The organism is Cellulosimicrobium sp. NPDC030954 (assembly GCF_055571305.1).
Window position 1 is genome coordinate 44,171 of sequence record NZ_JBVIFN010000009.1, and the last position, 16,575, is coordinate 60,745.

Here is a 16,575-nt window from a genome sequence, read left to right on the forward strand (position 1 = left end):
TCGCGCGGGTGGTGCGCACCTGCCCGCCGGGGACCGCGGTCGACCGGCGGAGGGGACGGCTCGTCAGGGCGACGGCGTGGTCCACCAGGCGGGCAGGGCGTCTCGGGCGACCCGCGGGAAGAGCCCGGGGTCACGGGGAGGGGGCGCGGCGAGCCACACCTCGAGCGCGCCGACCGTGCCGAAGCCGACGTACGTCGCGAACGCGCGCGCCGCGACGTCGGCCGTCGCGGTGGTCGTGGCTCCGGCCGACGGCTCGGCCGGGAGTCCCGCCGAGGTGCCGGCCGGGGCCGACGGCAGGAGGCCGGGGTGGGCGTGCAGGTGCTCGACGAGCGTGCCGGTGACGTGGCTCGCGAGCAGCCGGAACAGCGGCGCGCTGAGGCCGCCCTCCAGCGCGCGCTCGTAGACGGGGAGGTGGGCCTCGACGTGCACGACGAGCGCACGGCTCCAGTGGTCGACGACCTCGCGGGAGCGGGCGGCGACGTCGTCGGCCGTCTCGGCGGCCCGGACGTCGGCGAAGAACCGGTCGCGGATCGCGTCGAGCTCGGCGCCGAGCACGCGCGCGAGGAGCTCGGACGGGCTCGACGCGTGGTCGTAGAACGTCACGCGGTTGATCCCCGCCCGGGCCGCGACGGCGGACACCGTGAGCCGGGTGACGTCCTGCTCCGCCGCGAGCGCGAGGATCGCGGTCCGCAGGGCCGCGGCGGTGCGGGCGGTGCGCTTGTCCACGGCCACCTCCTCCGCGTCGTGCCGTGCGCTGCGTCGTCCTCGACGTTACGCCGAGGCAATCACTTAAGCAACAGGTGTTGCCTATCTCACCTGCCCAGAGGCGGTCCCGGGATCGCGGTCGTACCGTCGAGAGAGCGGCCGCAGGTCCGCGGCCACACCAACCCGAGGGGGCGGACATGGTCACGAACACGCGCCGGGCCGAGAGGCACACCGGAGAACCCGACGTCGTCGAGCTCAACCCGATCTTCGCCAGACCGGGGGAGGCGACGGCGCTGCCCAAGTTCCGGTTCCCTGAGGACGAGTCCCTCCAGGAGACGGCGTACCAGATCGTCCACGACGAGGCGATGCTCGACGGGAACGCGCGGCTCAACCTCGCGACGTTCGTCGGCACGTGGATGGACGAGCACGCCGCGCGGCTGTACCTCGAGGCCGCCGACAAGAACATGATCGACAAGGACGAGTACCCGCAGACGGCGGCCGTCGAGACGCGGTGCTGGACGATGCTCGCCGACCTGTGGCACGCGCCCGACCCGGAGCACACCATCGGGACGTCGACCATCGGCTCGTCCGAGGCGTGCATGCTCGGCGGTCTCGCCCTCAAGCGGCGCTGGCAGCACGCGCGCCGCGCCGCCGGCAAGCCGACCGACCGCCCGAACCTCGTGCTCTCGAGCGCGGTCCAGGTGTGCTGGGAGAAGTTCTGCAACTACTTCGAGGTCGAGGCGCGCTACGTCCCGATCTCCGAGGACCACAAGGTCCTCGACGGCCACGACCTCGAGACGTACGTGGACGAGAACACGATCGGCGTCGTCGCCATCATGGGCGTGACCTACACCGGCATGTACGAGCCGGTCGCCGAGATCGCCGCGGCCCTCGACCGGATCCAGGAGTCCACCGGCCTGGACGTGCCCATCCACGTCGACGGCGCGTCGGGCGCGATGATCGCCCCGTTCCTCCAGCCCGACCTCGAGTGGGACTTCCGCGTCCCCCGCGTCGCGTCGATCAACACCTCCGGCCACAAGTACGGCCTGGTCTACCCGGGCCTCGGGTGGGTCGTCTGGCGCGACACGGAGTCGCTGCCGGAGGACCTCGTGTTCCGCGTGAGCTACCTCGGCGGGGACATGCCGACGTTCGCCCTCAACTTCTCGCGCCCCGGCGCGCAGGTGCTCCTCCAGTACTACCTCTTCCTGCGGCTCGGGCGCACCGGCTACGAGGCCGTGCAGCGCACGTCGCGCGACGTCGCCCTCTACCTGTCGGGCGAGATCGCGAAGATGCCCGCGTTCGAGCTGTGGAACGACGGCTCGGACATCCCCGTGTTCGCGTGGCGCCTGCGCGAGGGCCACACGAAGAACTGGGACCTCTACCACCTGTCGGAGCGGCTGCGCACCAAGGGCTGGCTCGTGCCCGCGTACCCCATGCCCGACGACCTCACGGACCTCACCGTCCAGCGCGTCGTCGTGCGCAACGGCTTCAGCCACGACCTGGCGTCCGCGTTCCTCGCGGACCTGCGCGACGAGGTCGAGCTCCTCGACGCCCTCACCGGCCCGATGCCGACCGAGGGCCAGCGCTCCAACTTCCACCACTGACCCGGACGACCGCGGGAAGGACGGACCATGGCACAGGGGGCAGCACAGGATCCGCCCGGAGGCTCGGGACCGCACGTCCGGGCCGACGGCACGCACGCGCCGACGGCGGCGCACGTCCGGCCGCACCCGTACGGGTCGCCCGGCTCCCGGCAGCCGCCGGGCCACGCGGGGCCCGCCATCGGGGCGCCCGCCGCGGGCGCGACGACGTACATGTCGGTCGTGCAGCTCGCGATGCTCACCGTGGTGGTGGTCGCGTCGCTGCGCTCGCTGCCGGCGATGGCGTCGTACGGGCTCGGCTCGGTGACGCTCTTCATCGTCCCGGCGATCCTCTTCCTCGTCCCGACGGCGCTCGTCGCGGCCGAGCTCGCGACCGGCTGGAAGGGCGGCGTCTTCACGTGGGTGCGCGAGGCGTTCGGCGAGCGGGCCGGGTTCGTCGCGATCTGGCTCCAGTGGATCCAGAACGTCGTCTGGTACCCCACGCAGATCGCGTTCATCGCGGCGAGCCTGTCGTTCGTCGTGGGCGACCCGGGCCTCACGCAGAACGGCCTCTACACGGCCGTCGTGATCCTCGTCCTGTACTGGGGGTCGACGCTCATCACGCTCGCCGGCGGCAACCTGTTCGCCAAGGTCGGCTCGTGGAGCGGCGTCTTCGGCACGATCCTGCCCGCCGTCCTGCTCATCGTGCTCGGCGCGGTCTGGCTCGGCACCGGCGAGCGCTCGGAGACGACGCTCGAGGCGTCCGCCGTCATCCCGCCGTGGACCGGGATCGCGTCCATCGTTCTCATCGTCTCGAACGTGCTCGCGTACGCGGGCATGGAGGTCAACGCGGTGCATGCGAACGACCTGCGCAACCCCGGTCGGGGCTTCCCGCGCTCGATCGCCATCGCGACCGTGCTGATCCTCGGTGTCTTCATCCTCCCGACGCTCGCGATCTCCGTGGCCGTCCCGAAGTCCGCGCTCGGCGTGACCGACGGGATCAACCTCGCGTTCAAGGCGTTCTTCGACCACTGGGGCATGAGCTGGGGCACCCCGGTCATCTCGCTCCTCATCGCCCTCGGGGCGTTCGCGTCGGTCGTCACGTGGATCGCCGGGCCGTCGCGCGGCCTGCTCGCCGCGGCCCGGACCGGCCTGCTCCCGCCCGCGCTCCAGCGTCGCAACAAGGCCGGGGTCCAGGTCGGGATCCTCGCGGTGCAGGGCGGGATCGTCACGCTGCTCGCGCTGCTGTTCGTCCTCGTGCCGAACGGCAACACGGCGTTCATCGCGCTGGTCGACATGGCAGCGGCGCTCTACCTCGTCATGTACATGCTCATGTTCGCCGCGGCGATCCGGCTGCGGCGCACCAAGCCCGACGTGGTGCGGACCTACCGCACGCCCGCGATGCGGTTCGTCGCGGGGCTGGGGTTCGTCGCGTGCGCGGCCGCGTTCGTGCTCGCGTTCGTCCGGCCGTCCGGCTTCAGCGGCCTCTCCGAGACCGCCTACCCGATCGTGGTCGCCGGGGTCGTCGTCGTGCTCGGCGGCCCGCCGCTCCTCTTCTACGCGCTGCGGCGCCCCACGTGGGATCGTCGTACCGCGGCGGAGCGGCAGACCGCCGACGACGTCCTCGTCAACCCGCCGACGCAGCCCGCGCCGGCGCCCGCCCGCACACCGCGCGACCCGGAGGAGACCACGTGACGGGTACCAGCACCGTCGGGCGCGAGACGCCCACCCCGGACGGCGGACGGCGCGCTCCAGCGCCGCCCGCCGTCGCGTCGCCCTGGGCCGAGGCGGTCGCACGCTGGGGCGGCCGGATCCTCGAGGTCTACGCGGTGTGGCTCCTCGTCGCGCTGATCCTCCGTCCCGTCGCGCACCACGCCGAGCGCCCGGTCGCCGAGGTCCTGTCGGTCACGAACGTGCCGTCGTACCCGTCGCTCTTCTCCGCGGTCGTGGTCGGGCTCGTCGCGAGCGGCTTCCTGCGCCGGCGCCGCGCCGCGCTGTGGTTCGTGGTCCTCGTCTGGCAGCTCCCGTCCGCGCTCGTCATGCTGCTCGCGATCGTGCTCGACCGGATCGACCCGGCGGCCGGCGTGCTCGACGACGTGCACTGGACGGCGTACGCGGGCGGGCTCGTCGGGCTCGTGCTCGTCGTGGTGCTCGTCGCCGCGCGCCACGCGTTCCCGGCCCGTATTGCCCGGGGTGCGTGGTGGACGGCGGCGCTCGTCCTCGTGCTCGGCCTCGCCGTCGCGACCGGCGTCGTGTGGGCGCTGCTCCAGGTCGTGCCGTCGAGCCTCGACGACCAGTCGGCGCGGCTCGGGTGGGCCCTGAGCGTCTCGGTCGGGCTGTCGCCGCACGAGGAGCCGTTCGCCATCGACGGCGGCGCGCCGGGCTGGCTCGCGCTCGTCGGCGGCCTGCTCGCGGGCGCCGCGCTGCTGCTCGCGGTGCTCGTGTTCCTGCGGACCGGCCCGCGCGACGCCGCACGCACCCCGGACGAGGAGCTCGCCGTGCGCCGTCTGCTCCTGGAGCACCCGAGCGACGACTCGCTCGAGTACTTCGCGACGCGCGACGACCGCTACGCGATCTTCTCGACCGACGGCCGCGCCGCCGTGTCGTACCGCGTGGTGAGCGGCGTGCTGCTCGCCGCGGGCGACCCGCTCGGGGACCCGGCGTCGTGGCCCGACGCGATCGAGCGCACGCTCGCGTACGCGCGGCGCCACGGGTGGGCGCCCGGCGTGCTCTCGGCGAGCGAGAAGGGCGCGCGGGCCTACCGCGACGCCGGGCTCGCCGTCCTCACGATGGGTGACGAGGCGATCGTCGAGACGCGGTCCTTCGACCTCGCGTCGCCGTCGATGCGGCCCGTGCGGCACGCCGTCGCGCGGCCCCAGCGCGAGGGGTACACCGTGCGCCTGCGGCGGCAGCGCGAGATCCCGGCGGACGAGCTCGCGGCGCTCGCGCAGGCCGCCGACGCGTGGCGGCACGGCGAGGACGAGCGCGGCTTCTCGATGGCCCTGGAGCGCCTCGGCAGCCCGCGCGACCCGCGCGTGCTCGTCGTCACCGCGCACGACCGCGACGGCGCGCCGCGCGGCCTGCTCACGTTCGTCCCGTGGGGCCGCAAGGGGGTCTCGCTCGACTACATGCGCCGGTCGCCCGACGCGGTGCCGGGCGTCACGGAGCTCATGATCTCGACGCTCGCGAGCGAGGGCGCGGGCATGGCGATCGACCGGGTCTCGCTCAACTTCGCGATGTTCCGCGGCCTGATCGAGCAGGGCGAGTCGGTCGCGGCGAGCCCCTTCCAGCGCTTCCTGCGCCGCCTCGTCCTCACGGCGTCGCGCTGGTGGCAGCTCGACCAGCTGTACCGCTCGAACCAGAAGTACGAGCCGCGCTGGCGCACGCGCTACCTCTGCTACGCCGCCCCCGCCCAGCTCACGTCCGTGTCGCTCGCGGCGGGGCAGGCCGAGGGCTTCGTGCCGCAGTGGCCCGGCGCGCGCGGCGGCACCGGGAGCCAGCAGGTCGCGACGGCCGACGCCGCGCTCGGCGCCGCCGTGCGCGAGCAGGAGGACGCGCTGCTCGCGCTCGACGTGCCGACCCGGCGGCTCACCGACCAGGAGCGCGCCCGCCGCGCCAAGCTCGACGTGCTCGCGGCGGCCGGCATGCCCGCGTACCCCGTGGCCGTGCCGCGCACGCACCGGCTCGCCGACGTCGACGACCTGCTGCTCGGGCACGAGGTGTCCGTCTCGGGGCGCGTCGTGCGGCTCCGGGACCTCGGGGGCGTCGTCTTCGCCGTCCTGCGCGAGGAGAACCACGAGCGCCAGGTGATGCTCACCGCCGACGGCGCCGCCGACCTCGCGCTCTGGCGCCGCGTCGTCGACCTCGCGGACCAGGTGAGCGTCACGGGGACCGTCGCGCGCAGCCGGACGGGGGAGCTGTCCGTGCACGCGGGGTCGTGGGTCATGGCGTCGAAGTCGCTCAAGGCGCCGCCGGACAAGTTCCGCGGGCTCGCCGACCCGGAGACGCGCATGCGCCTGCGCCACGTCGACCTCGCGCTCGACACGCGGTCGTCCGTGACGCTCCGCGGTCGCTCCGCCGCCGTGCACTCGCTGCGCTCGTCGCTCGTCGAGCGCGGCTTCATCGAGGTCGAGACGCCGATCCTGCAGCGCGTGCACGGGGGCGCGAACGCGCGGCCGTTCCGCACGCACATCAACGCGTACGACATGGACCTGTACCTGCGCATCGCCCCGGAGCTGTTCCTCAAGCAGCTCGCGATCGGCGGCATCGAGCGCGTCTTCGAGCTGGGCCGCAACTTCCGCAACGAGGGCGCCGACGCGACGCACAACCCCGAGTTCACGTCGCTCGAGGCGTACCAGGCGTTCGGCGACTACACGACGATGCGGCACCTCACGCGCGAGCTCGTCGTCGCGGCCGCGGTCGCGGTGCACGGCGACGCCGTGTCGCGCCGGCCCGACGGCAGCGAGGTCCGGCTCGACGGGGAGTGGCCCGTCGTCACCGTGCACGACGCCGTCTCGCGCGCCGTCGGCGCCGAGGTCACCCCGGACACCCCCGACGCGGAGCTGCACGCCCTGTGCGCCCGGCTCGGCATCGAGGTCGGCGAGGACGAGACGCACGGCGCGGTGGTCAACGAGATGTACGACCGCCTCGTCGAGGGCCAGACGGTCGAGCCGACGTTCTACACCGACTTCCCGGTCGAGACGTCGCCGCTCACCCGCGTGCACCGCCGCGACCCGCGCCTCGCGGAGCGCTGGGACCTCGTCGCGTTCGGCGCCGAGCTCGGCACCGCGTACTCGGAGCTCATCGACCCGATCGACCAGCGCGAGCGGTTCACGCAGCAGTCGCTCCTGGCGGCGGCGGGCGACCCGGAGGCCATGGAGATCGACGAGGACTTCCTCTCGGCGCTCGAGTTCGCGATGCCGCCCACCGGCGGGCTCGGCCTCGGTGTCGACCGCATCTACATGACCATCATCGGGGCGTCGATCCGCGAGACGCTCGCCTTCCCGTTCGTGAAGCCGCAGCGCCGGTCCTGACCGTGGCGACCGGCCTCCCCGTCCCCGACACCGACCCGGCCCTGCCCGCGGCCGTGCTGCGCGAGCTGCAGCCCGCCGAGACGTACCTGACGAGCTACCCGGTCGCCGTCGTGCTGACGGTGCTCGGGGCGGGAGCGGTGGCGTGGGCCGTGGTCCGCGCGCGGCGCGGCGCCCGGGCGCGGCGCGAGCGGCGGGCCCGGGGCGAGGACCCGCGCCGGCCGTGGCGCTCACGCGTCGCGACGGCGTCCCTCGCGGCGCTCGGCGCGCTGTCCCTCGTGCTGGGCCTGGCGGTCGGCGCCAACGCCTACTCCGGCTACGTCCCGACGTGGGGGGCCGCCCGGGTGCAGCTCGTCGCGCTGGGTCTGGCCGACCTGTCGGCCGACGCGCCGGGCGGCGCGCACCGGGGCCAGGTGCGGACGCTCGCGATCCCGGGGACGGCCGCCGAGCAGATCGCGGACGAGGACGCCTGGGTGTACCTCCCGCCGGGGTTCGACCCCGAGGGCTCGACCCGCTACCCGGTCGTGTACCTCATCCACGGGTCGCCCGACGACCCGAGCAGCTGGTTCGCCGCCGGGCGGGTGCCGCGCACGATGGACGTGCTCATCCGGCGCGGGCTCGTCGACCCGATGATCGTCGTCGCCCCCACGGTGAACGGCACGGGGCCGGGCGGGCTCGACACCGAGTGCCTCGACTCGACGACGGGTGGCGAGCAGGTCGAGACGTACCTGACGACGACCGTCGTCGACACCGTCGACGCGACGTACCCGACGGTCGCGGACCGCGAGCACCGCGTCCTCGGCGGCATGTCGTCCGGCGGGTTCTGCGCGCTCAACGTGGGTCTGCGGAACCTCGACCTGTTCGGGGCGATCCTCGCGATCGAGCCCTACGGGAACCCCGGCCCCGGGCCGGAACGGACGATGCTCTCGACGCAGGCGGAGATCGACGCGAACACCCCGACGACGTACCTGCCCACGATGACGTTCACGCACCCGATGCCCGTCTTCCTCGACTCCGGGCAGGACGCGCCGCGGGAGGCGCTCACGACGGTGCGGCGGATGGCGCAGGACCTCGAGGACCAGGGGCAGACCGTCGAGCTCCGCGAGGAGCCCGGTCAGACGCACACGTGGGCCATGGCCGCGACCGCGCTCCCGTACGGGCTCGTGTTCGCGCAGCGGCAGATGGCGGGCGGCGGCTGACGCCGCGTCACTCGTCGGTGAGGAACTGCCCGCCGATGCCCGCCTGGGTCTCGAGCAGGTCGCCGGTGTCGCCGAGCACGACCCAGTTCGGCCCGGCGAGCGCGGCCTCGCCCTCCTCGGTGGGCTGACGCGGCAGGAGCGCGAGGAACTCGTCCTCGGCGATCCCGTCGGCGAACACGGCGAGGAGCGTCGTGTCGTCGCACGCGCCCAGCTCGACGTCCTCGCTGTCCGTGCTCTCGGTCGTGAACGACAGGCACGTGAGGCCGGCGGACGTGGCGGCGCGGTGGAGCGCGTCGAGCGAGTCGTACTCGACGTCCTTGTCGCCCGGGCCGGGGCCGGAGCAGGCGGCGAGCGCCCCGACGAGGACGACGAGACCGACGACCGGGCCGGTCGCGGCGCTGCGAGGGCGGGGAGCGGGTCGGGTAGGCATGTTCCGATGGTCCGCCGCCGCGCGGGTTCGCGCCACGGGAACCTCGCCCGTCATCCCGGCGGGCCGGGATCGCCTCGGTCGGGTTCGGCGTCCGCGGACTGCCAGGTGAAGGGCGCGAACGTCGACGAGTCGTCCCGCCAGGCCGGTGTGCGGGCGCGGTACAGGAGCAGCGGGAGGGCCACGAAGACGAGGGCGAGCGCGACGAGCAGCACGACGTACGTCGTCGGGCTGCCGACCGCGACCTGGCCGGGCGGGGCGAAGCTCGTGACGAGCGCGAGCAGCGACGCGACGAACCCGAGCCCGCCGACCGCCCAGACCCCGACGCGGCCCCCCGGCACCCGGTAGGGGCGCGGCCGGTCGGGCTGCGTGCGGCGCAGCACGACGACCGCGGCGAACATCAGGAGGTACGCCACGAGGTAGAGGATCACCGTGAGCTGGCTGAGCAGCTGGTACGCGGACTGCACGGAGGGCATGACGACGAACAGCACCGACAGCACGGTCACGACCAGCGCCTGGACGAGGAGGATGTTCGTCGCCATGCCGCGGTCGTTCGTCCGGTGGAACCACCGCGGGAGGAACCCTGCTCGCGCGACGGCGTGCAGGCCCGTGGCGGGCCCGGCGACCCACGTCGTGACGCCGGCGAGGACGCCGACGGCGAGCATCGCCGCGACGACCGGCCCGGCCCAGCCGATCCCCGCCCACGCGAGCAGGTGGTCGAACGCCTGGAGCAGGCTCGTCGTGAGGCTGATGTCCTGCTGCGGCACGACGACCGCGATCGTCAGCGTGCCGAGGGTCAGCACGACGACGGCCACGAGCGCGGCGACGAGGATCGCGAGCGGGTAGGTGCGCTCCGGCCGCCGGATCGAGCGGACGTGGACCGCGTTGACCTCGATGCCCGCGTAGAAGAGGAAGATCCCGGCGGCGAGCACGATGTTGTCGAGACGCGTGAGGTCCGGGACGAACGCGCCCCAGGAGAGCGTGGTCCGGGACGGCTCGCCGCTAAGGAGGTAGGCACAGCCGAGCCCGACGAGCAGCGCGGCGGGGACGAGCGTCCCGACGATCCCGCCCCAGCGCGCGGTGCGGGCGAACGCGGACGCGCCGCGCAGGGCGATGAGCGTCGCGGCCCAGAACACGACGAGCACGATCGCGAGGACGAAGAGCCGGTCGTCGGCGACCCGTTCGTCGAACCGCGCGTCGGGCCCGGTGTAGGCGAGCGTGACGGCGGCGAACGTGAGGACGGTCGGGAACCAGATGCAGCCCTCGACGAACACCATCGCGATCGCGAGGAAGCCCCACCTGCTCCCGAACGCCTCGCCGACCCAGCGGAACATGCCGCCCTCCTCGGGCCACGTGGACGCGAGCTCGGCCGCGACGACGGCGACGGGTGCGAGGAAGCAGACGGCGGCGAGCAGGTAGTAGAACGCGGAGGAGAGCCCGTACTCCGCCTCGGCGGGCAGACCACGCAGGCTGACCACCGCGGCGACGTTGAGCATGACCAGCGACGTGGCCGTGATGGTCGCCGCGGCGGGCCGGGCGGGGTGCTGCGAGGTGGCGGTCCGGGCCATGGCGTCCCCCTCGGCGGGCGCGACGGCCCTCGGGGGGAACGCTAGCGACGCCGCGCGCGACCGGCGAGCGGGGCCGGTGTCAGGCCCGGAAGCGCTCGCCGCGCTCGACGACGCGGCCCGCGCCGCGCCCGTCGGCCGCCGCCGCGTCCCACGTGTAGACCTCGGTGCCGGTGATCAGCACGTGCTCCGCGCGTGACGTCACGTCGAGCGGGTCGCCCGACCACACGACGACGTCCCCGTCGAGGCCCGGCGCGAGCGCGCCGACGCGGTCGTCGAGACCGAGGAAGGCCGCGGGGTTCACGGTGAGTGCGCGCAGCGCGGTGTCGCGGTCGAGGCCCTCCTTCACCGCGAGCGACGCCTGGTGAACGAGGAAGTTGATCGGCACGACGGGGTGGTCGGTCGTGATCGCGACGCGCACGCCCGCGCGGGCGAGCGCCCCGAGGTTCGCGATGTCGCGGCTGCGCAGCTCGATCTTCGAGCGCGAGGTGAACAGCGGGCCGAAGATCACCGGCACGTCGCGCTCGGCGAGGACGTCCGCGACGGCCGCGCCGTCGGTGCCGTGGTTCACCACGAGCCGGTAGCCGAACTCGTCCGCGAGGCGCAGCGCGGTCGCGATGTCGTCGGCGCGGTGCGTGTGCTGGTCCCAGTAGAGCTCGCCCGCGAGGACGCGCGCCAGGGTCTCCTTGGCGAGGTCGCGGTCGAACGGCTCGCCCTTCGCCTCGGCCGCGTCGCGCTTCGCGGCGTAGTTCTGCGCGTCGACGAACGCCGCGCGGATGACCTTCGCGACGCCGAGGCGCGTGGACGGCGTCTTCTTCTGGTCCCCGTACACGCGCTTGGGGTTCTCGCCGAGCGCCGACTTCACGGAGACCGCCTCGCGGATCACCTGCTCGTCGACGGTGCGGCCGCCCCACGTCTTGATCGCGACCGTCTGGCCGCCGATCGGGTTGCCCGAGCCCGGCTTCACGACGGCGCTCGTCACGCCGCCCACGAGCGCGTCGCGGAAGCCCTCGTCCTCGACGTTGATCGCGTCGATCGCGCGCAGGGCGGCGCCGTTCGGGTCGGTCATCTCGTTGGTGTCGTTGCCCGCCCAGCCCTCGGCCTCCTCCATGACGCCCATGTGGGCGTGCGCCTCGACGAAGCCGGGCAGCACCCAGCGGCCGCGCGCGTCGAGGGTGGGGACGCCGTCGGGCACGACGACGTCCGCGCCGACCGCGGTGATGACACCGTCCTCGATGAGGACGGTCCCGTTCTCGATCGGGTCGGAGGCGACCGGGACGACGTAGCCGTTCACGACGGCGACGCTGCGGCGAGCGGTGCGAGGAGCGGTGCGGGCGGGGGTGGGGGGAGTCGTCATGCCCTCATCATCGCCCGGGGCAAGAGTCGTCGCCGCCCCCTGCTCTCCGGGCCACCGCTCCGGCCGCCGCTCCGGGCGGCGGACCGCTCTCGTGTACCCTGGAGGTCGCGCTCATGTCGCCGGACCCGTTCCGCGACGCTCTTCGGTCCTCAGCATCGGAGCAAGGCCGTGCGCGCCAGGCAGCAGAAGCTGCCGTCGACGATCTCCGCCCACAGAGCGCGGAGCGAGAGCAGAGAACATCTTTTCCTCCATCCTTGAACACCCCGAGACCGCCCCTGCGGTCACGGACACGTCCGGACCAGACCTCGTGCTGCGCCGCGCCGACGACGACCTGTGGGTCGCGACGGCGGACGGCGAGTACGCCGGCCTGGTCACCCGAGTCCCCGACGGCTTCCACGTCCACGACCGCTACACGCGGCCCGTGGGCGTCGTCGCCGACCTCCACCACGCGAAGCGGCACCTCGTCGCCCGGCGTGAACGCCCGGCAGGCCCTCGCGGGACCCGCCTCCACGACCGTCGGCGCCCTGCGGGGCGCGACAACCGGACCCGCGCTCGTGGGCCGGTCGCATCAACGAGAGAAGACATCATGGCTACAGGCACCGTGAAGTGGTTCAACGCTGAGAAGGGCTTCGGCTTCATCGCTCCCTCCGACGGCACCGCCGACGTGTTCGCCCACTACAGCGAGATCAACTCGAGCGGCTACCGCTCGCTCGAGGAGAACCAGAGCGTCTCGTTCGACGTCACCCAGGGCCCCAAGGGCCCGCAGGCGACGAACATCCAGGCACTCTGACCTCGCTCCCGCCCGGCGTGCAGCGCCGGGCGGGCGACGACGTCCCGAGGGGGCCGCGCCACCGCGCGGCCCCCTCGGCGTTCCCGGACCCACCGCACGGCCGGCCTCGCGCGACCCCGGTCGAGGGCGCCCGCCGGGTGCACCGGGGTGGGCGGGGCGCACTAGGCTCCTGAACGCACCACCGCACCGCGCGCGAAGGAGCTCGCATGCACGTCGTCGTCGGACTGTTCCGGCTGTTCCTCGTCGTCCTCGCCCTCGTCGGGACGCGCGCCATCTGGCGCGACGGCGACATCGAGGGCCTCGTCTACTTCACGAACCAGACCGGCTTCCTCATCGCCGTCGTGTTCACGTGGGCGGGCGTCGCGTCCCTCCTGCGTCGTCGGCAGCCGCCGGGGTGGCTCAAGGGTGGGGTGACGCTCTTCGCCGCGATCACCGGGCTCGTCGCGAACCTCGTGCTCGCGCCCGAGGACCCCGGCGCCCCGGCCGTGTTCCTCGGGCTGACCGACGGCCAGATCGAGCACGAGCTCCTGCCGCTCGCGGTGTTCGCCGACTTCCTCCTGCTCGACGCGCACCGGCGTCTGCGCGGCCTCGACGCGGCCCGCTGGCTCGTGTACCCGCTCGCGTACTTCGCGTTCACGACGATCCGCGGGTTCGTCAGCCCCGGCAGCGAGTACCCGTACGGGTTCGTCGACCTCGACGCGCTCGGGTGGACCGGGCTGCTCGTCAACGTCGTGCTCTACGGGGCGGGCTTCTTCGTGCTCGGCCTCGTCATCGTCGGGATCGACCGGCTCCTGCCCGCCGGGCCGGCGATCGGCCGGTACGCGGACCGCTCGCCCGCGCCGGGGACCCCGGAGCCGGCGGGGGCGACGGGCAGCCCGGACGACGCGTCCGCGTCGCGCTAGGGTGGCCGTCGTGTCCTCCCCGGTCGTCGGTCCGCTGCGCGTCGCACGCGCCGCGCTCGTGGCGACCCTCGTGCTCGCGCTGACGGCGCTCGCGCACCGCGTCGGCGGGGGAGTCCTCCCGGACCCGCTGGTCCTCGCCGCGCTCGCCGCGTTCACGCTCGCCGGCACGACGGCGGCCGCGCGGCTGCGGTTCACGCCCGCCCGGCTCGTCGTGCTCCTCGGCGGGGCCCAGGTCGCGCTGCACCAGGCGCTCGTCGTGCTCGCGCCCGTCGGCTCGTGCGTCCCCGCGGGGGCCACGTCCGGCCACGGCGGGCACGTCGCCCCGGTCGGCGACGTCGTGTGCGCGGCGCCGGCCGGTGCGCTCCTGACCGGCGGCGGGGCGAGCCTCGCGCACCCGGAGCACCTCGCGACGTCGGGCGCCGCGGGCCTGTGGATGGTCGTGGCGCACGCGGTCGCGACGGTCGTGCTCGCGCTCGTCCTCGCGCGCGGGGAGCGTGCGCTCGAGCGGTTCCTCGCGTGGGTGACGCCGCGCGCCTCCCTCCCCGCCCCCGCGCCCGTGGCACCGGCCGCGCGCCCCGGCGTGCCGCCGGCCCGCGCGGTCCGCGTCCCGTCGACGTGGCGCTCGCGCCGTGCCCCGACCCGGGGTCCGCCCCGGCCGGCCGGCCCGTCGGGAGCACTGCTGCGCCCCCTCGCCGCGTCCTGACGCGGCCCCCGACGAGGCCGACCCGGTGACGACCGGGCCGCGGGGCACCACCGTGCGGCGACCGCCGCGCCTCGGACGGAAGAACCCTCATGACCCTCTCCCTGCGCCGACCCGTGTCGGCCCTCCTCGCCCTCCTCGCCGCCGCCGCGCTGGCCCTGGGCCTCACCGCCGGGCACGCGGCCCTCACCGCCGCCCCAGCGTCCGCGCACGACCGCATCCTCAGCTCGGACCCGGCCGACGGCGCCGAGCTCGCGACGCCCCCGACCGCGATCACGCTGACCTTCAACACCGAGCCGCTCCCCGTCGAGCCGCAGGTCGTGGTCTCCGACTCCGCCGGGACGGTCGTGACGCAGGGCGCGCCGACGATCGAGGGGAGCGCCGCGACGCTCGCGCTCGACCCCGCCGTCGCGCTCGGCGGCGACACGTACACCGTGGCGTGGCGCGTCGTCTCGTCCGACGGCCACCCCATCGAGGGCACGTTCGCCTTCACCGTCGCGGCCCAGCCCGAGGCGCCGGTCTCCGAGGAGCCCGCCACGGACGAGGCGACGCCGGAGGAGCCCGCGTCCGAGGAGGCCACGACCGACGCGGCCGAGGAGACGTCGCCGGAGCCCGCGACGCCTGTCGCCACGGACGCGGAGGACGGCGGCTCGTCGGTCGTCCCCGTGCTCGTGGGGCTCGGCGCGCTCGTGGTCGCCGCCGCGGTCGTCGTCGTGATCGTCCTGCGCCGCCGCGGCACCGTGACCGACGAGGCGACGAGCGACGACGCGCCGCACGACCCCGAGGACTGACCGTGCCGGTGCACGCCGTCCTCCCCGGCCCGGGGAGGACGGCGGCCGACCCTGCCGCGCGCACCCCTCCTGCCGCTAGGGTGCGTCCGTGACGTCGCCCGGAGCAGGGGTGCTCCGCGGCGTGCGGGTGCTGCTGCTCGCCGCCGCGGTCGTCGGGCTGTCCGTCGTCGCGCACGCCCTCGCCGGCGGCACCGACCCCGGAGCCGTCCCGCTCGGCGTGCTCGCCGTCCTCACCGCCGTCGCCGTGCGACCCCTCACGCGCCGCCAGGTGGGGCTGCCGCGGCTGCTCGGCCTGCTCGGCGCGGGCCAGCTCGTGCTGCACGTCGTCTTCGACCGCTGCGCCGCGCTGTCCCCGGCCGACGCGTCCGCGCACGCGCACGCCGCCTCGCCCCTGACGATGCTCGGCGCCCACGCCGTCGCGACGCTCGTCGTCGCGCTCGTCCTGCGCTACGGCGACGCCGTGCTGTGGCGCCTGTGGACGTGGCTCGCCGGACGCCGGGTCCCCGGCCGCCCGTGGGCCGTCGTGGTCCGCGTGGTGCCGCCCGCCGTCGGCGCGCTGCCGACGGTCCGCGACCTCCTCGCGCGCGGTGCCGCGCCCGGGCGCGGTCCGCCCGCCGTCGCCTGACCTCTCCCGGACGCCTCCGCGGACCCCTCCGCGGCGTCCCGCTCCCGCGCGCCCGCGCGTCCTGTACGCCCACCCGGCCGGCTTCGCCCGGCCGCGCCGGGGCGTGCCCGTGACGTGCCGTCGCGCGCCGGAGCCCACCGTCTTCCTCTCCCCGAAAGGCACCATCATGCGAAAGACCCTGCGCGCCGTCGGCGCCGCCGCCCTCACCACCGGGATCGTCGTCGTCGGCGCGGGCGCCGCGGCCGCCCACGTCACGGTCACCCCCGACACGACCGACGCGGGCGCGTACGCGCTGCTCACGTTCGGCGTCCCGCACGGCTGCGGCGCCTCGCCGACCACGAAGGTCTCCATCCAGGTTCCTGAGCAGGTCGTCACCGTGACGCCCACGGTCAACCCCGGCTGGGACGTCGAGAAGGTCATGGCGACCCTCGACGAGCCGGTCGACGACGGGCACGGCGGCCAGTACACCGAGCGCGTCGCCGAGGTCGTGTACACCGCGAAGACCCCGCTGCCCGACGGCTACCGTGACGCCCTCGTGCTCTCGCTCAAGCTCCCCGACGCGGCGGGCGACACGCTCGTCTTCCCGACCGTCCAGGAGTGCGCCGAGGGCGAGACCGCCTGGGTGCAGGTCGCGGCCGAGGGCGAGGACGGGCACGACCTCGAGGCGCCCGCACCGCTGGTCGAGCTGACGGCCGCCGAGGGCGACGGGCACGACGCCCCGGCCGAGACCGTCGCGGACGGGTCGGCGGACGACGCCGCCGACGCGGAGGCGTCGGGCGACTCCGCGTCCGCGGGTGCGTCCGACGGGCCGGCCCCGGCGCTCACCTGGACGGCGCTCGTGCTCGCTGCGGCGGGCCTGGTGCTCGGGGCGCTCGGGTTCGTGCGCTCGCGTCCGAGGGCCTGA

General features: G+C 74.7%; 14 protein-coding genes. 10 read left to right on the forward strand and 4 right to left on the reverse strand.

What is annotated here, in order from left to right; translation table 11 throughout:
- Positions 1-63: 63 nt before the first annotated feature.
- Entirely contained in the window at positions 64-726 is a 663-nt protein-coding gene (locus ACZ402_RS16270) for a TetR/AcrR family transcriptional regulator (RefSeq protein ID WP_375824082.1), read from the reverse strand.
- A 176-nt stretch (positions 727-902) separates the two neighbouring features.
- On the opposite strand from ACZ402_RS16270, the gene ACZ402_RS16275 reads away from it, so the two are divergent.
- The 4 genes from ACZ402_RS16275 to ACZ402_RS16290 are packed head-to-tail and all read left to right on the forward strand — an operon-like array spanning position 903 to position 8,514.
- Positions 903-2,309 (forward strand): glutamate decarboxylase, encoded by a 1,407-nt coding sequence (locus ACZ402_RS16275; protein ID WP_085386818.1) that lies wholly within the window; start codon positions 903-905, stop codon positions 2,307-2,309.
- 27 nt (positions 2,310-2,336) lie between these two features.
- On the forward strand, positions 2,337-3,980 hold the full coding sequence (locus ACZ402_RS16280; RefSeq protein WP_375824081.1) for a glutamate/gamma-aminobutyrate antiporter GadC: 1,644 nt from the start codon (positions 2,337-2,339) through the stop codon (positions 3,978-3,980).
- Entirely contained in the window at positions 3,977-7,318 is a 3,342-nt protein-coding gene (gene lysX, locus ACZ402_RS16285) for a bifunctional lysylphosphatidylglycerol synthetase/lysine--tRNA ligase LysX (protein WP_375824080.1), read from the forward strand. Before ACZ402_RS16280 ends, lysX begins: the two co-directional genes overlap by 4 nt.
- 2 nt (positions 7,319-7,320) lie before the next feature.
- A complete protein-coding gene (locus ACZ402_RS16290; RefSeq protein WP_375824079.1) occupies positions 7,321-8,514 on the forward strand; it encodes an alpha/beta hydrolase in 1,194 nt (397 codons plus the stop codon).
- A gap of 7 nt (positions 8,515-8,521) precedes the next feature.
- On the opposite strand, the gene ACZ402_RS16295 is transcribed toward ACZ402_RS16290, so the two are convergent.
- From ACZ402_RS16295 to ACZ402_RS16305, 3 genes are all read right to left on the reverse strand, one after another.
- The gene (locus tag ACZ402_RS16295; RefSeq protein ID WP_076403937.1) at positions 8,522-8,944 is read right to left on the reverse strand and encodes a hypothetical protein; all 423 of its coding nucleotides are present in this window, start codon (positions 8,942-8,944) and stop codon (positions 8,522-8,524) included.
- A 50-nt stretch (positions 8,945-8,994) separates the two neighbouring features.
- On the reverse strand, positions 8,995-10,509 hold the full coding sequence (gene gadC / locus ACZ402_RS16300; RefSeq protein ID WP_375824078.1) for a glutamine/gamma-aminobutyrate antiporter GadC: 1,515 nt from the start codon (positions 10,507-10,509) through the stop codon (positions 8,995-8,997).
- A gap of 79 nt (positions 10,510-10,588) precedes the next feature.
- The gene (locus tag ACZ402_RS16305; RefSeq protein WP_375824077.1) at positions 10,589-11,863 is read right to left on the reverse strand and encodes an amidohydrolase; all 1,275 of its coding nucleotides are present in this window, start codon (positions 11,861-11,863) and stop codon (positions 10,589-10,591) included.
- A gap of 586 nt (positions 11,864-12,449) precedes the next feature.
- Between ACZ402_RS16305 and ACZ402_RS16310 the strand changes: the two genes are divergently transcribed.
- The 6 genes from ACZ402_RS16310 (at position 12,450) to ACZ402_RS16335 (ending at position 16,575) form a co-directional block, all read left to right on the forward strand.
- Positions 12,450-12,653, forward strand: a complete 204-nt coding sequence (locus ACZ402_RS16310; protein WP_087472681.1) for a cold-shock protein — start codon at positions 12,450-12,452, stop codon at positions 12,651-12,653.
- 206 nt (positions 12,654-12,859) lie between these two features.
- On the forward strand, positions 12,860-13,555 hold the full coding sequence (locus ACZ402_RS16315) for a Pr6Pr family membrane protein (protein ID WP_375824076.1): 696 nt from the start codon (positions 12,860-12,862) through the stop codon (positions 13,553-13,555).
- 10 nt (positions 13,556-13,565) lie between these two features.
- Positions 13,566-14,258: a hypothetical protein gene (locus ACZ402_RS16320; protein WP_375824075.1), complete on the forward strand. Its 693-nt coding sequence runs from the start codon at positions 13,566-13,568 to the stop codon at positions 14,256-14,258.
- 89 nt (positions 14,259-14,347) lie between these two features.
- Positions 14,348-15,046 (forward strand): copper resistance CopC family protein, encoded by a 699-nt coding sequence (locus ACZ402_RS16325; protein WP_375824074.1) that lies wholly within the window; start codon positions 14,348-14,350, stop codon positions 15,044-15,046.
- A gap of 88 nt (positions 15,047-15,134) precedes the next feature.
- Complete coding sequence (locus ACZ402_RS16330; RefSeq protein WP_375824073.1) at positions 15,135-15,671, forward strand: hypothetical protein; 537 nt, start codon at positions 15,135-15,137, stop codon at positions 15,669-15,671.
- Positions 15,672-15,837: 166 nt separating this feature from the next.
- Positions 15,838-16,575, forward strand: coding sequence for a YcnI family copper-binding membrane protein (locus ACZ402_RS16335; RefSeq protein WP_375824071.1), 738 nt, complete (start codon positions 15,838-15,840; stop codon positions 16,573-16,575).

What these genes read in the sequence shown, in the direction of transcription:
- ACZ402_RS16275 (WP_085386818.1), top strand. Translation starts at nt 903, where the DNA reads ATGGTCACGAACACGCGCCGGGCCGAGAGGCACACCGGAGAACCCGAC.
- ACZ402_RS16280 (WP_375824081.1), top strand. Translation starts at nt 2,337, where the DNA reads ATGGCACAGGGGGCAGCACAGGATCCGCCCGGAGGCTCGGGACCGCAC.
- ACZ402_RS16295 (WP_076403937.1), bottom strand. Translation starts at nt 8,944, where the DNA reads ATGCCTACCCGACCCGCTCCCCGCCCTCGCAGCGCCGCGACCGGCCCG.
- gadC (WP_375824078.1), bottom strand. Translation starts at nt 10,509, where the DNA reads ATGGCCCGGACCGCCACCTCGCAGCACCCCGCCCGGCCCGCCGCGGCG.
- ACZ402_RS16305 (WP_375824077.1), bottom strand. Translation starts at nt 11,863, where the DNA reads ATGACGACTCCCCCCACCCCCGCCCGCACCGCTCCTCGCACCGCTCGC.
- ACZ402_RS16310 (WP_087472681.1), top strand. Translation starts at nt 12,450, where the DNA reads ATGGCTACAGGCACCGTGAAGTGGTTCAACGCTGAGAAGGGCTTCGGC.
- ACZ402_RS16315 (WP_375824076.1), top strand. Translation starts at nt 12,860, where the DNA reads ATGCACGTCGTCGTCGGACTGTTCCGGCTGTTCCTCGTCGTCCTCGCC.
- ACZ402_RS16325 (WP_375824074.1), top strand. Translation starts at nt 14,348, where the DNA reads ATGACCCTCTCCCTGCGCCGACCCGTGTCGGCCCTCCTCGCCCTCCTC.
- ACZ402_RS16335 (WP_375824071.1), top strand. Translation starts at nt 15,838, where the DNA reads ATGCGAAAGACCCTGCGCGCCGTCGGCGCCGCCGCCCTCACCACCGGG.